This is a genomic window from Streptomyces lavendulae subsp. lavendulae (assembly GCF_002803845.1).
Lineage (GTDB): Bacteria > Actinomycetota > Actinomycetes > Streptomycetales > Streptomycetaceae > Streptomyces > Streptomyces lavendulae.
The window spans coordinates 5436060-5450302 of the sequence record NZ_CP024985.1 but is presented as its reverse complement, the minus strand read 5'-3'; the positions used below and the strand labels follow the sequence as shown (position 1 = coordinate 5450302).

At 75.6% G+C, this 14243-nt stretch carries 11 protein-coding genes; 9 read left to right on the top strand and 2 right to left on the bottom strand.

Annotated features, from left to right (window positions below):
• Nucleotides 1-3: 3 nt before the first annotated feature.
• The 5 genes from SLAV_RS24185 (at nt 4) to SLAV_RS24165 (ending at nt 6336) form a co-directional block, all read left to right on the top strand.
• Nucleotides 4-1269, top strand: coding sequence for a 6-phospho-beta-glucosidase (locus SLAV_RS24185; RefSeq protein ID WP_030229579.1), 1266 nt, complete (start codon nt 4-6; stop codon nt 1267-1269).
• On the top strand, nt 1260-2312 hold the full coding sequence (locus SLAV_RS24180; protein WP_078950291.1) for an N-acetylglucosamine kinase: 1053 nt from the start codon (nt 1260-1262) through the stop codon (nt 2310-2312). Before SLAV_RS24185 ends, SLAV_RS24180 begins: the two co-directional genes overlap by 10 nt.
• Before the next feature lie 199 nt (nt 2313-2511).
• On the top strand, nt 2512-3924 hold the full coding sequence (locus SLAV_RS24175) for a GlnX family signal transduction membrane protein (protein WP_030229576.1): 1413 nt from the start codon (nt 2512-2514) through the stop codon (nt 3922-3924).
• Between the two features lie 146 nt (nt 3925-4070).
• Nucleotides 4071-5006, top strand: a complete 936-nt coding sequence (locus SLAV_RS24170; protein ID WP_234333562.1) for a glutamate ABC transporter substrate-binding protein — start codon at nt 4071-4073, stop codon at nt 5004-5006.
• 55 nt (nt 5007-5061) lie between these two features.
• The gene (locus SLAV_RS24165; protein ID WP_030229574.1) at nt 5062-6336 is read left to right on the top strand and encodes a hypothetical protein; all 1275 of its coding nucleotides are present in this window, start codon (nt 5062-5064) and stop codon (nt 6334-6336) included.
• A 70-nt stretch (nt 6337-6406) separates the two neighbouring features.
• Here the strand turns inward: SLAV_RS24165 and SLAV_RS43680 are convergent, their stop codons facing one another.
• On the bottom strand, nt 6407-6730 hold the full coding sequence (locus SLAV_RS43680) for a hypothetical protein (RefSeq protein WP_425276224.1): 324 nt from the start codon (nt 6728-6730) through the stop codon (nt 6407-6409).
• 7 nt (nt 6731-6737) lie between these two features.
• Here SLAV_RS43680 and SLAV_RS24160 point away from each other — a divergent pair, with 7 nt between their 5' ends.
• The 4 genes from SLAV_RS24160 to SLAV_RS24145 are packed head-to-tail and all read left to right on the top strand — an operon-like array spanning nt 6738 to nt 13185.
• Nucleotides 6738-9164: a serine/threonine-protein kinase gene (locus SLAV_RS24160; RefSeq protein ID WP_425276223.1), complete on the top strand. Its 2427-nt coding sequence runs from the start codon at nt 6738-6740 to the stop codon at nt 9162-9164.
• Between the two features lie 3 nt (nt 9165-9167).
• Nucleotides 9168-10697 carry a PP2C family protein-serine/threonine phosphatase gene (locus SLAV_RS42560; protein WP_063760290.1) on the top strand — a complete coding sequence of 510 codons (1530 nt, stop codon included), beginning with the start codon at nt 9168-9170 and terminating at the stop codon, nt 10695-10697.
• A gap of 38 nt (nt 10698-10735) precedes the next feature.
• Nucleotides 10736-12055, top strand: a complete 1320-nt coding sequence (locus SLAV_RS24150; RefSeq protein ID WP_030229568.1) for a VWA domain-containing protein — start codon at nt 10736-10738, stop codon at nt 12053-12055.
• Nucleotides 12056-12099: 44 nt separating this feature from the next.
• Nucleotides 12100-13185 (top strand): FHA domain-containing protein, encoded by a 1086-nt coding sequence (locus SLAV_RS24145; RefSeq protein ID WP_030229567.1) that lies wholly within the window; start codon nt 12100-12102, stop codon nt 13183-13185.
• Here SLAV_RS24145 and SLAV_RS24140 read toward each other — a convergent pair.
• Nucleotides 13182-14234: a methyltransferase domain-containing protein gene (locus tag SLAV_RS24140; RefSeq protein ID WP_030229566.1), complete on the bottom strand. Its 1053-nt coding sequence runs from the start codon at nt 14232-14234 to the stop codon at nt 13182-13184. The genes SLAV_RS24145 and SLAV_RS24140 overlap by 4 nt on opposite strands.
• Nucleotides 14235-14243: the final 9 nt, after the last annotated feature.

Genomic DNA, 14243 nt, shown 5'->3' with positions numbered 1-14243 from the left:
CCGATGAAACTCGCAGTGGTGGGCGGCGGTTCCACCTACACGCCCGAACTGATCGACGGCTTCGCACGCATGCGCGACACCTTGCCGGTCGCCGAACTGGTGCTCATCGACCCCGCCGCCGAACGGCTGGAGCTGATCGGCGGCCTGGCCCGGCGGATCCTCGCCCGCCAGGGCCACCCGGGCACCGTCACCACCACCTCCGACCTCGACGCCGGGGTGGCCGGCGCCGACGCGGTCCTGCTGCAACTGCGCGTCGGCGGCCAGGCGGCCCGGCTCCAGGACGAGACCTGGCCACTGGAGTGCGGCTGCGTCGGCCAGGAGACCACCGGCGCGGGCGGCCTGGCCAAGGCCCTGCGCACCGTCCCCGTGGTGCTGGACATCGCCGAACGGGTCCGCCGGAGCGCCCCCGACGCCTGGATCATCGACTTCACCAACCCCGTCGGGATCGTCACCCGGGCCCTGCTCGGGGCCGGGCACAAGGCGGTCGGACTGTGCAACGTCGCCATCGGCCTGCAGCGGAAGTTCGCCGCGCTGCTGGACGTGGCCCCCGCCGAGGTCCACCTCGACCACGTCGGCCTCAACCACCTGACCTGGGAGACGGGCGTACGCCTCGGCGGCCCCGACGGCACCGACGTGCTGCCCCGGCTGCTGGCCGGCCACGGCGACGCCGTCGCCGCCGACCTGCGCCTGCCGCGCGCCCTGCTGAACCGGCTCGGCGTCGTGCCCTCGTACTACCTGCGCTACTTCTACGCCCACGACGAGGTGGTCCGGGAACTGGGCGAGAAGCCCTCCCGGGCCGCCGAGGTCGCCGCGATGGAGAAGGAACTCCTCGCCCTGTACGGGGACCCCGCGCTCGACGAGAAGCCCGCACTGCTGGCCAAACGGGGCGGCGCCTTCTACTCGGAGGCCGCCGTGGACCTCGCCGCGGCCCTGCTGGGCGGCGGCGGCCCCTCCGTGCAGGTGGTCAATACCCGCAACGACGGCACCCTGCCCTTCCTGCCCGACGACGCCGTCATCGAGGTCCAGGCCCGCGTCGACGGCTCCGGTCCCGTACCGCTGCCCGTGCCCCGCCTGGACCCCCTGTTCGCCGGACTGACCGCCCACGTGAGCGCGTACGAGGACCTCGCGCTGGACGCGGCGCTGCGCGGCGGACGCGAGCGGGTCTCCAAAGCGCTCCTCGCACATCCGCTGGTCGGCCAGTACGACCTCGCGGAGGGGCTGACCGACCGGCTGCTCGCGCACAACAAGGAGCACCTGCCATGGGCGTGACCGGTGTGCCCGGCACGACCGGCACGACCGGCACGACCGGCACGGCCCGCGCGAGCGGCCCCGCGGCGGCCGTCCTCGCCGTCGACGCGGGCAACAGCAAGACCGACGTGGCCCTGATCGGCGCCGACGGCACCGTCCTCGGCACCGGGCGCTCGGGGGGCTTCCAGCCGCCCCGGATCGGCATCGAGGCGGCCGTGGACGTGCTCGGGCAGGCCGTCGACGAGGCCACCGCCGCGGCTGGGCTGCGGCCCGGCGCGCCCTGCGCCGAGCTCGTCTCGGCCTGCCTGGCCAACGCCGACCTCCCGGTGGAGGAACGGCAGCTCACCGCCGCGGTCGGCGCGCGCGGCTGGGGCACGCGGACCGAGGTGCGCAACGACACCTTCGCGATCCTTCGGGCGGGACTGTCCGGAACGGACCTGCCGCGCGGGGTCGCGGTGGTGTGCGGGGCGGGGATCAACTGCGTCGGGATGCTGCCCGACGGCCGGACCGCCCGCTTCCCCGCCCTCGGGGTGATCTCCGGCGACTGGGGCGGCGGGGGCGGCCTGGCGGAGGACGCCATGTGGTGGGCGGCGCGCGCCGAGGACGGACGCGGCGGCCCCACCCTGCTCGCGCAGGCCATGCCCGCGCACTTCGGGCTGGCCTCGATGGCCGCGCTGATCGAGGCCCTCCACCTGGGCGCGGTCGCCCGCGGGCGGATGCACGAACTGGTGCCGGTGCTGTTCGCGGTGGCCGCCGCGGGCGACCCGGTGGCCTCTGCGATCGTGGAACGCCAGGCCGGCGAGGTGGTGGCGCTGGCCGCGGTGGCGCTGGAGCGGCTGGACCTGCTGCGGGAGGAGGTGCCGGTGCTGCTGGGCGGCAGCGTCCTCGCGGCCGGGCACCCGCAGCTGAACGACCGGATCGCGGAACTCCTGGCCGCCCGGGCCCCGCTGGCCCGCCTCTCGGTGGTGACGGCCCCCCCGGTCCTGGGCGCCGCCCTCCTCGGCCTCGACGCCCTCGCCGCCCCACCCGACTCCCACGCGAAGCTCCGTGCCCACTTCGGGTGAACCCGCGCGCCGGGCGGGCGAGTCGGGAACCGTGGGGCGTGGCGGGGCGTATTGAGGTGGGAAGGGGGACGGGGAGCCGTGGGGGCGGCAAGGGGGCGCACGGGGGCGTGGGATCGCCCAAGATCGGGCTCCGGGTGCTGTGGTCGGTCGCCACTACGGCCATACTGCTGCGGAGCAGAGGACCGAGGGGGAGGTCAGGGTGGCCATCACGACACGCGCGGCCGCGCCCGGGAGCGCCGCCTCCGGGCCGGACGCGGGAGCGCCCGCGCCGTCGGGGGCGTCCGGGCCGCCGGGGCGGAGCACCGCCTGGGCGGAGGGCGTCGAGCGGCTGCGCGCCGCGGCCACGACCGAGCCGGGCCGGCTGCGGATCATCGGCGCGGCGCTGGCCGCGCTGGTCGTCCTGTTCGGCGCGGTCGCGGTGTGGGAGGTCTCCGGCCGGGTCACCGCCGCGGACGACGTGGTGGGCCGCAGCCAGCCGCTGAGCGCGGACGCGGCGAGCATCTACCGCTCCCTCGCGGATGCCGACACGGCCTCCTCCAGCGGCTTCCTGGCGGGCGCCCAGGAGCCCCGCGACGTGCGCCTGCGCTACGAGAAGGACATCGCCAACGCCTCGCGGCTGCTGGTGAGCGCCGCCGCGAACACCGGGGCCGGGGGAGACTCGCGCAAGGAGATCGCCCTCCTCGGCGAGCAGCTGCCCCGCTACACGGGCCTGATCGAGCAGGCCCGCGCGACCAACCGGCAGGGCCTGCCGCTCGGCGGCGCCTACCTGCGCTACGCCAACGAGCAGATGAGCACGGTCCTGCTGCCCGCCGCGCAGCGCCTGTACGAGGCGGAGACCGGCCGGCTCTACACGGACTACGACGAGGCCCGCGCCTGGCCCCTGGCCTCGACCGGTGCGGGAGTGCTGGCGCTGGCCGCCCTGGTGTGGGCCCAGCGCCGCAACTACCTGCGCACCCACAGGGTCTTCAACCACGGGCTGCTCGCCGCGACGGCCGCCGCCGCGATCGTGCTGCTGTGGCTGACGGTCGGCCAGACGTTCGCCCGGTCGGGGCTGAGCGAGGCCCGGACGGGCGGCCAGGAGTCGCTGAAGGTGCTCAACGACGCGCGGATCGCCTCGCTCCAGGCGCGGGCCAACGAGAACCTGACGCTGATCGCGCGGGGCGCCGTACTGGCCGCGGACAAGAAGTCCGACAAGTACGACGTGGACTACGAGAAGAACATGAAGCAGCTCGACGAGGGCCTGGCGCGGGCCCTGCGCCTGGCCGACGACACGAGCGGCCGCGAGCCCGTCTCGCAGGCCGTGGCGGGTGTGGCGCAGTGGAAGCAGCGGCACGCGGCGGCCCGGGAATCGGACATGAAGGGCGACTACGAGCTCGCCCTTCCGCAGGTCATCGGGGACGAACGGCACCCGGACAGCAGCGGGGCCTCGTTCGACACGGTGGACGCCTCCCTGGAACGGGCCGTGGCCCACGAGCAGAACCAGTTCACCCGGGCCGCCCGGGGCGGGCTCGGCGCACTGGGCGGGCTGGTCACGGGCTCGGCGGCGCTCGCGGCCGTCGGTGCGGCCGCCGCCCTCCTCGGCATCGGTCGCAGGCTTTCGGAGTACAGGTGAGATCGATGCGGATACGGCGGACACGAGCGGGGCACCAGGCGGCGTCGGCCCCGGCCGCAGCGACGGCCGGGGCGCCCGCCGCGGCCGAGGCGGCCCGGCCGCGGCGGGCCGTGCGCCGGCTGCGCGGCTGGGGCGGGGTGAGCGCGATGGCCGCCGCCTGCGCGGTGACGGCGGCGGCCGTACTGCTGCCGCTGGCCCGGACCTCGCCGGGCACCGCGCACCGCAACGCCGTCCAGGAGCCGGCCACGATGGCGGCGGCCCCCTTCGCCCCCGCCGACACCTGCCAGGACCCGGAGGCCAGCCTGGCCCCGTCCGGTATGGACGGTCCGACGATCGAGCGGATCCGCAAGGCGGGCAAGCTGGTGGCGGGTGTGGACCAGAACAGCTTCAAGTGGGGCTACCGCAACCCCGACGGCCACCTCGACGGCTTCGACATCGACCTGGTCAAGGCCATAGCCAAGGACATCCTGGGCCGGGAGGACGCGGTCATCTACCGGGCCATCCCCACCAGCCAGCGCATCCCGGCGCTCCAGGAGGGCCGGGTCGACGTGGTCGTGCGGACCATGACGATCAACTGCAAGCGGCTGGAGGACGTGGCCTTCTCCACGGCCTACTTCGAGGCCGGGCAGCAGGTGCTGGCCCCCAAGGGTTCGCACATCACCGGGTACGACGCCTCGCTGCAGGGCCGCCGGATCTGCACGGCCGCCGGTTCCACGGCGGAGGCGGCGCTCAAGGCCAAGTCGTACGGTGCGGCGGCCGTGTCCGTGCCCAACCAGCTGGACTGCCTGGTGCGGCTGCAGCTGGGCGAGGTCGACGGCATCATCACGGACAACGCCCTGGCCGCCGGCCAGGCGGCGCAGGACCCGTCGGTGCAGCTGGTCGGTGCGCCCTTCACCCGGGAGTTCTACGGGGTGGCGATGAACAAGGACGCTTCCGACCTGGTGCGCCGGGTCAACAAGGTGCTGGAGAACTACCGCGCGGGGGGCGAGCAGAGCCCCTGGGCGGTCTCCTACCGCAAGCACTTCGAGAACGTGCTGCCGGGCCAGGCCCAGCCGCCCGCGCCCAAGTACCGGAACGGCTGAGCCGGTGGCGGAATCGAGGCCGTACGCGAGCCGACCGGGGACGGGGCGGGACGTGATGGACCGCGACGAGGTCGACCGGGCGCTGGCCCGGCTGGGCGCGGAGCACGAGGCGGTGGAGACCTCGCTGCTCGCACTCCAGGACCACGCCGGACGCCGGCTGCTGGAGGGCGCCGCGCTGAGCGGGGTCACCGAGGAGCGCTGGGCCGCCGCCGACGCGGCGGTCACCCGGCTGTGGACGTACTTCGACGCCTACAGCGGGGCGCTGGCCGCCGCCCGGGAGATCCGGGAGCGGCGCCGCTGGCCCACCCGGGAGGACCTGGCCGAGCTGACCGAGCGGCTGCGCGGTCCCGGAGTGGTGATCGCCGGGGCCGGAGCCGGGGGCAGCGCGCTGGCGGAGCGGTTCTCGCTGGCCGAGCTGGTGGCCCGGATGAACGAGCTGTACGCCGGTTCCCTGGACGTGGTGGTCGCCGCCGACGCGGTGTGGTCGGCGCTGCCCGCGCGGATCGACCTGCTCGGCGCCGAACTGCACCGCACGCGCGCCCTCGCGCACTCGGTCGGGGTGCGGCCGGGCGAGCACCCCTCGGGGGACGACCTGGAGGAGATCACCGCCGAGCTGGCGGAGCTGCGCGCTCGGGTGATCGCGGACCCGCTGGGGTTCTGGATCCCGGCGGCGGGGAGTTCCGCCCCCGGCGGGGGCCGGCCCGACACCGGCCGCTACGACCGGGCGGCCCGCGCGCTGGACGACGTACGCCGTGAGGTGGAGGCGGTGCTGACCGTGCGGCAGGACGCGGAGGCGCGGCTGATCGGCGTGCGGGACGTGCTCTCGCGGGCCGACCGGACCCTGGCGGAGGCGCGGACGGCGCGGGTCGAGGTGCTGGCGAAGATCGCGGCGTCCGAGGTCCCGGCGGTCAGCGGCCCGCCGACGGCCCTGCAGGAGGAGCTGGCGGCGGCGGCCGAGTACCGGCGGCGGTCCCAGTGGCACCGGCTGTCGCCGCTGCTGGACTCCCTGGAGGACCGGTCCGACGAGGAACTCACCCGGGCCCGCGAATCGTTGACCGCGGTGACGGCGCCGCTGGCGGTGCGGGCGGAACTGCGCGGCCGGCTGGACGCGTACAAGGCGAAGGTGGCCCGGCACGGCATGGCGGAGGACCCGCTGCTGATCGAGCGCTACGACGCGGCGCGGCGGATGCTCTGGAGCGCGCCGTGCGACCTGCGCGCCGCCGAGCAGGCCGTCCTGCGCTACCAGAGGGCGACGGCCGAGACACTGGTACCGCGGCAGCCCCTGCCGGAGGACCACCGGCCCGCCGGGCCGGAGGAGGAGGACGCGTGAGCCTGATCGGAACGCCGTGCGGGCGTCCCGGCTGCCCGGGGACGTACGAGGACATGGGCGGCGGGGAGGTCTACTGCGACACCTGCGGGCTCGCGCCGGTCGGCTCGGTCGCGGCGGGCGCGGAGGAGCTGGTGTCGCCGCCGACGGGGATGACGAGCGCCGCCCGGCACGGGGATTCCCGGGGGTCGGCGGGCTCGCGCGGTTCGGGCCGCTCCTCGGCGTCGGCGCGCTCCTCGCGGTCCTCGCGTTCCTCGTCCTCGCGCCGGTCGGTGTCGGGCCGGCTCTCGCGGTCCCTGCCGGGTGCCGCGTCCACCCGTTCGGTGTCGGTGCGCAGTTCGGGTTCCGCCGCCCCCTCGTCGGGGCGCAGCAGGCTGGGTGCCGGGCTGGTCACCATGCCGGAGGTGCCGCGTCCGGATCCTTCGGCGGCGGTGCTGGAGAACCCGGAGGTGCCCGAGCGCAAGCGGTTCTGTTCGCGTTCGGACTGCGGGGCGCCGGTGGGCCGGGCGCGGGGCGACCGGCCGGGCCGGACGGAGGGGTTCTGCACCAAGTGCGGACACCCGTACTCCTTCGTGCCGAAGCTGCGCGCCGGTGACGTGGTGCACGGCCAGTACGAGGTGGCGGGCTGTCTGGCGCACGGCGGCCTGGGCTGGGTCTACCTGGCGGTGGACCGGGCGGTCTCGAACCGGTGGGTGGTCCTCAAGGGCCTGCTGGACACGGGCGACCAGGACGCGATGGAGGCGGCGATCTCCGAACGGCGCTTCCTGGCGGAGATCGAGCACTCCAACATCGTGCGGATCTACAACTTCGTGGAGCACCTGGACCAGCGGACGGGTTCGCTCGACGGGTACATCGTCATGGAGTACGTGGGCGGCAAGTCGCTGAAGGAGATCGCGAACGAGCGGCGCCGGCCGGACGGGCGGCGGGACCCGCTGCCGGTGGAACAGGCCTGCGCGTACGGGATCGAGGCCCTGGAGGCCCTCGGCCACCTGCACAGCAGGAACCTGCTGTACTGCGACTTCAAGGTCGACAACGCCATCCAGCAGCAGGACCAGCTGAAGCTGATCGACATGGGCGCGGTCCGGCGGATGGACGACGACGAGTCGGCGATCTACGGCACCGTGGGCTACCAGGCGCCCGAGGTGGCGGAGCTGGGGCCCTCGGTGGCCTCGGACCTGTACACGGTGGCGCGCACCCTGGCGGTGCTGACCTTCGACTTCCAGGGCTACACGAACGTGTTCGTGGACTCGCTGCCGGATCCGGAGCACATCGAGGTCTTCGGCCGGTACGAGTCGTTCTACCGGCTGCTCGTACGGGCGACCGACCCGGATCCGGGGCGGCGGTTCGCCTCCGCGCAGGAGATGGCGGACCAGCTGACGGGCGTGCTGCGGGAGGTGGTCGCGCTCCAGACGGGACGGCCGCGGCCGCAGCCGTCGACCCTGTTCGGGCCGGAACTGCGGGTTCCCGACACCCGCTTGTACGCGGACGTGGCGGGGGCGGAGGTGTCCCGGCTGGGGGTGCGGGAGGTCCCGCGCGGGGTGTGGGGGCGCCGGCGCCGATCGGTGGCGCCGGTTCCCGGTCCGGCTCCGCTTCCGCCTCCGGCTCCGGCCGGGGAGCCGGGGGCGGCCGGCGCGGGAGTGCCGGAGCCGTCCGGGGCCGGGGTTTCCGTGCCCGCTCCGGTGACGGGGGCCGGGGCGGGGGCCGGGCCCGGGGCCGGGTCCGGGGCCGGGAGCGTGCCCGCGCTCGGTACCTCCGCCACGCACATCGCGGGCGCCGGGGTGCCCGCGCCCCGCCGCGGGAGCGCGGCGCCGGGGCCCGATCCGGTTCCGGCTCCGGCTCCGCTTCCGGTTCTGGCGGCGGTTCCTCCGGGAGCCGGGGCCCCGGTGGCGGCCCCGGCGGCGACCGGGCCCGCCCCGCTCGACGCGCACGACACCGCGCTGGCCCTGCCGGTGCCGCTGGTGGACCCCGCCGACCCGAACGCCGGGTTCCTGGCCGGACTCCTCGCCTCCGCCCCGGCCGACCTGCTGGGCGCCCTCGGCTCGGCCCCGGCCGACTCCGCCGAGCTGCGGCTGCGGGAGCTGCGCGCCCGGCTCGAACTGGGCGAACTGGCCGTCGCCGGGGAGGCCCTGACCGAGCTGGAGGAACGGCATCCGGACGACTGGCGGGTGGTGTGGGCCCGCGGGATCGCCTCGCTGGCCACCGGCGACGACGAGATAGCGGCCCTGTCCTTCGACGCCATCTACGACGCCTTCCCCGGCGAGCCCGCCCCGAAGCTGGCCCTCGGGCTGTGCGCGGAGGTGCTGGGGCAACTGGACAATGCCGCCGAGTACTACAGGCTGGTCTGGATCACCGACCCGGGGTTCGTCAGCGCCGCCTTCGGCCTGGCCCGGGTCCAACTGGCCGCCGGTGACCGGGAGGCGGCGGTGCTCACCCTGGAGTCCGTGCCGGAGGCCTCGATCCACTACACGGCCGCACGGGTGGCGGCCGTACGGGCACGCCTGCGCGACCGGTCCCCTCAGGAGGCCCTGCTGGCCGACCTGTTGGCGGCGTCCGGCCAGGTGGAGGCGCTGCGCCGGTTCGGGCTGGATCCGGAGCGGTACGAGCGGCTGGCGACGGAGGTTCTGGGCTCGGCCCTGGACTGGGTACTGTCGGGTAGCCGGGGTGCCGACCCCGGCCGGACCTCGTTGCTCGGCAGTCAACTGGACGAGCGGGGGCTGCGCTTCGGCCTGGAGCGCTCTTACCGCGTCCTCGCCCGGCTGGCGCAGCGGGGCGAGGAGAGGATCGAACTGGTGGAGCGGGCAAACCGTTTCCGACCCCGGACGTGGGTGTGATTGATGTCGATGCATCGGCTGTCGGGCTGCCCCGGCTGCGCGGAGCCCCTCGAAGAGGGTGACCGTTTCTGCGGCGTGTGCGGATACGCCCTCTCCTCGCCGCCTCCCGACCCGGATCCGACGCCGACCCTCCCGGTCACCCCGGTGACCCCGGTGACCGGGCCCGGGTACGCCGCGGCGGGCCCGGCCGGGGCCGCCCTGGTGTCGGCGCCGGCGGCGCGCGGGGTCCCGGCCGGGGACACCGCCGCGCACCCCGGCGGAGCCGGGGTGCCGGCGCCCGGGTGGGGCAGCACCGAGGAGCACGCCCCGACCCTGGCCGGGGACGTCTCGGCGCAGCCCGGCGGGGACGGCCCGTGGGGTTCCGCCGGCCCGGGGCAGGAGACCCCGTACGGCTCCGAACCCGTCCGCCACGACCTCCCCGGCGGGACCGGAACGCCCCCCGGAGGTACGCCCTGGGGCCCGCCCGCGGCCGGGGAACCGTACGCCGCCGCCCCGCAGGACCCGGCCGCGGCCGGGGAACCGCAGGGCCCGGCCGCGCCCGGGGACCCGTACGCCGCCGCCCCGCAGGGGGACGGCGGGAAGACCTGCGTCGCCTGCCGGGCCGGGCACGTGGACACCGACGGGTACTGCGAGCACTGCGGCCACGCGCAGCCCCGCGAGCGCGACCACCTGGAGGAGGAGCTCTGCAGCGTCGCCGCGGTCAGCGACCGCGGGCTGCGCCACCACCGCAACGAGGACTCCTTCGCCGTCGCGGCGACCGCGCTCCCCGACGGCTCCGCGGCCACCGTGGCCATCGTCTGCGACGGGGTGTCCTCCGCGAGCCGCCCCGACGAGGCGTCCGCGGCGGCCGCCGGCGCCGCCAACGAGGCCCTGCTCGACGCCCTCCCCCGCGGCGCCCACCCGTCGGAGGCCATGCACGGGGCGATCCTGGCGGCGGCCGCCGCCGTGAGCGCGCTCGCCCCGCAGACCCCCGGCGCGCAGAACGCCCCGGCCTGCACCCTGGTCGGCGCCGTCGTCAGCGGCGGGGTCCTGACCATCGGCTGGGTCGGCGACAGCCGCGCCTACTGGGTCCCGGACGACCGGGCCGCCCTGCCGCGCCGCCTCACCGAGGACGACTCCTGGGCCGCGCAGATGGTGGCGGCGGGACTGATGGGCGAGGCCGAGGCGTACGCCGACGTCCGCGCGCACGCCATCACCGGCTGGCTCGGGGCCGACGCCTACGACCTCGACCCGCACACGGCCAGCTTCCGGCCGGACCACCCGGGCGTGGTCGTGGTCTGCACGGACGGCCTGTGGAACTACGCCGAGTCCGCGACGGACATGGCCCAGATCCTCCCCGCGGACGCCGCGGCCCGCCCCCTGCACAGCGCGCAGGTGCTGGTCGGACACGCCCTCGACGGGGGCGGGCACGACAACATCACCGTCGCCGTGGTGCCGTTCGCCGCGGAACCGGAAGCCGTAAGGGAACCCGCAGCGGAAGCGGAACCGGAAGCGCCGGTACGAGCGGAGACGGAACCGCGCGCCGAGGCCTGATCCGCCCTTCCCCCAGCCAGCCCCGAGGAGTCCTGTCGATGGCGAACTTCGCCAAGCCGAGCGCCCCGCGCTTCAGCGTGGAGGTGTACCAGAACGAGTTCCTTCCCGCGGGCGGGCGGGACGTGCACGCCATCGTGACCGTCACCTCCACCGGCGGCGCCACCGCCACCCGCGCCCTCGGCCGGGACGCGGCCGTCGTGATCATGGTGGACTGTTCCGGCTCGATGGAGTACCCGCCGGACAAGATGCGCGGCGCGCGCGAGGCCACCGCCGCCGCGATCGACACCCTCCGCGACGGAACCGCCTTCGCCGTGATCGCGGGCACCCATGTGGCGAAGGAGGTCTACCCCGGCCGGGGCGGCCTCGCCACCGCCGGTCCCGACACCCGCGCACAGGCCAAGGAGGCCCTGCGCGGCCTCGGCGCGGGCGGCGGCACCGCCATCGGCACCTGGCTCCGGCTGGCCGACGGCCTGCTGCGGCAGTCCACCGCCACCATCCGGCACGGCGTCCTGCTCACCGACGGCCGCAACGAGCACGAGGAACCGGCCGTGCTGCGCGCCACCCTCGACTCCTGCGCGGGCCGCTTCACGTGCGACGCCCGCGGGGTGGGCACCGACTGGGAGGTGAAGGAGGTGACCGGGATCGCGAGCGCGCTGCTCGGCTCCGCCGACATCGTCGCCGACCCGGCCCACCTCGCCGAGGACTTCACGCGCATGATGGAGAACGCCATGGGCAAGGAGGTCGCGGACGTCGCGCTGCGCCTGTGGACCCCGGTCGGCGCGGAGGTCCGGTACGTCAAGCAGGTGTCGCCGTCGGTGCAGGACCTCACGGACCGCCGCACCGCGGCGGGTCCCCGCGCCGGGGACTACCCGACCGGTTCCTGGGGCGACGAGTCCCGCGAGTACCACGTGTGCGTCAGGGTGCCGGGCGCCTCCGTCGGCCAGGAGATGCTGGCCGCCCGCGCCTCGCTGGTGCTTCCCGGTCCGCCGGGCGGACCGCAGCCCCCGCTCGCCCAGGGTCTGGTGCGGGCCGTGTGGACCGACGATCTGGCCGCCTCGACCGCCATCAGCCCGCAAGTGGCGCACTACACAGGACAGGCGGAGCTCGCGCAGGCTATCCAACAGGGCCTGGAAGCCCGCAAAATGGGTGATGTCGACGGCGCCACGGCCAAACTGGGTCGTGCCGTGCAGCTGGCCAGCGTCTCCGGGAACGCGGACACTGCCAGACTGCTGGCGAAGGTGGTGGATGTCGTGGACGCCGTGGCGGGTACTGTGCGGCTGAAGGCGAAGGTCGCCGATGCAGACGAGATGACCCTTGAAACGCGTTCGACGCAGACCGTCCGAGTGAAGAAGACCTGAGAAGACCTGACGCCTTGACGCAGGGAGAAGGGGGAAGCGCCGCGATGCCGACCTGCCCGAACGGGCACCAGTCCGCCTCCGACGACTGGTGCGAGGTCTGCGGCCACCGCATGGCTGCCCCTACGGGCACCCCCGCGGCGCCCTCCTACGGCTACGGCTACCCTCCCACCTCGGGTGAGCCGACCGCCCAGGCCGAGCTGTGCCCGCAGTGCCGGACCCCGCGCGAGGCCATGGCGCCGTTCTGCGAGGAGTGCCGGTACAACTTCCTGACGCGCAGCGCGACCCCGTACGCCGCGGCCCCGGACGCCGGTCCGAACGGCGCCCCGAACGGTACGGCGGGTCAGGGCCCGGGCCAGGCGTCCGGCGCGGGAATGGGAACGGGCGCGGGCACCCCGCCGCCCCCGCCCCCGGCGCCGCCCCAGCCGGTGTACTCCCAGGACCACTTCGACTACCAGGGCTCCCGGCCCTCGCGGGTCAACCGCCCCGCCGAGCCGCTGCAGGGCGAGGACGACTGGCTGCTGCCGCCGCCCGCCTCCGAGCGGCAGCCGCAGCCGGCGCAGCCCCAGCCCGTGCACCAGGAGTACCGGCAGCAGCCCCCGCCGCCGCCGGAGTACCCGCAGCAGCCGGCCGGGCAGCCCGCCCCGCCGCCGCAGCACCAGCCGCACGAGTACCAGCCGCAGCAGCCCCAGCAGGCTCACCAGCCCTTCCCGCCCCAGAGCGGCACCGGCTCCTGGACGGCGACGATCGGCCCCGACCGCTCGTACTTCATGGCGATGATGCAGCGCAGCGGCCCCGAGGCGGCCGGGCTCAACCTGCCCGCGTACTCCCCGGAGCAGCACCTCCCGCTCTCCGGCGGCCAGATCACCATCGGCCGCCGCCGCGCCTCGACGGGCGAGTCCCCGGACGTCGACCTCTCGGTGCCCCCGGAGGACCCGGGCGTCTCCCACCAGCACGCGGTGCTGGTGCAGCAGCCCGACGGCAGCTGGGCCGTGGTGGACCAGAACTCCACCAACGGAACCACCATCAACGGCGGCGAGGAAGCGATCCAGCCGTACGTCCCGGTCCCGCTCGCCGACGGCGACCGGGTCCACGTCGGGGCCTGGACCACCATCACCGTCCGCCGCGGCTAGCGCTGTCCGACGGCCTCCCCCAGGGGCCACACGTAGGGCCCCTGGGGATCGTCGAGCCAGGACCACTGGCCCTCGGCCGTGACGGTGACGCCGAACCGCTCGCGCGACGGCCGCCCCTCGCCGCGCCACAGGTCCAGCGCCTCGCGCGGGTGCAGCACGCCCGCGGTCAGGATCAGCAGGAACTGGAAGCGCTCGTTCTCCACCAGCTCGTACGGCACCCCGTGCAGCGGCCCCGTCGTCCCCGCGGGCAGCGGGGAGGCCGTGGCCCCGCGCAGCGGGACGAAGTAGGCGGAGGTGTGCAGGAAGCGGCCCTCCGCGAAGTCGGCGTCCCGGACCGTGAGGGCGATCAGCCCGGTCGACAGGGGGGCCAGGATCCGCGCACCCGGCCGGCACTGGCCCAGCCAGGCGTGCGGGATCAGCGGCAGCGTGCAGGTCACCAGGATCCGGTCGAAGGGGGCCCGGGCGGGGCAGCCGCGCGCCCCGTCCCCGGTGACCACCGTCGGCCGGTAGCCGAGCAGGGCCAGATGGGCCCGCGCCGCCTCGGTGATCTCCTCGTCGAGGTCCACCGTGGTGACGTGCTCCTCGCCGAGCCGGTGGCACAGCAGCGCGGCGTTGTAGCCGGTCCCCGCGCCGATCTCCAGCACGTCGTCCCCGTCACGCACCTCCAGGCTCTGCAGCATCTTCGCCATCAGGGAGGGCTGGCTGCTGGAGGAGACCAGCTCCCCGTCGCGCAGCCGCGTCGCCAGGGGGGCGTCCGTGTACACCCCGCGCAGCCAGCGGGCCCGCCTTACGGGGTCGGGGTCCTCGCACCACAGCCGTTCGTGCCCGGCCCCCCGGCCGGTCCAGAAGTACGGCACGAACAGGTGCCGGGGCACGGCCGCGAAGGCGGCCCGCCAGGCCGGGTCCTCCAGCGCGCCCACGGCGGTGAGCTCCCGTACCTGGGCGGCGTGCGCGGTCGCCCGCAGGTCCCGTGCCGCCGGGCCGTCCGGCGGGGTGCGGGTATCGCGTGGAGTGCGTGACGCGTGAGCGCCCGTGCCGCCCGTGCCCATGTCTCCACT

What these genes read in the sequence shown, in the direction of transcription:
- SLAV_RS24185 (WP_030229579.1), top strand. Translation starts at nt 4, where the DNA reads ATGAAACTCGCAGTGGTGGGCGGCGGTTCCACCTACACGCCCGAACTG.
- SLAV_RS24150 (WP_030229568.1), top strand. Translation starts at nt 10,736, where the DNA reads ATGGCGAACTTCGCCAAGCCGAGCGCCCCGCGCTTCAGCGTGGAGGTG.
- SLAV_RS24170 (WP_234333562.1), top strand. Translation starts at nt 4,071, where the DNA reads ATGGCCGCCGCCTGCGCGGTGACGGCGGCGGCCGTACTGCTGCCGCTG.
- SLAV_RS42560 (WP_063760290.1), top strand. Translation starts at nt 9,168, where the DNA reads ATGTCGATGCATCGGCTGTCGGGCTGCCCCGGCTGCGCGGAGCCCCTC.
- SLAV_RS24140 (WP_030229566.1), bottom strand. Translation starts at nt 14,234, where the DNA reads ATGGGCACGGGCGGCACGGGCGCTCACGCGTCACGCACTCCACGCGAT.
- SLAV_RS43680 (WP_425276224.1), bottom strand. Translation starts at nt 6,730, where the DNA reads ATGGTGACCAGCCCGGCACCCAGCCTGCTGCGCCCCGACGAGGGGGCG.
- SLAV_RS24180 (WP_078950291.1), top strand. Translation starts at nt 1,260, where the DNA reads ATGGGCGTGACCGGTGTGCCCGGCACGACCGGCACGACCGGCACGACC.
- SLAV_RS24165 (WP_030229574.1), top strand. Translation starts at nt 5,062, where the DNA reads ATGGACCGCGACGAGGTCGACCGGGCGCTGGCCCGGCTGGGCGCGGAG.
- SLAV_RS24145 (WP_030229567.1), top strand. Translation starts at nt 12,100, where the DNA reads ATGCCGACCTGCCCGAACGGGCACCAGTCCGCCTCCGACGACTGGTGC.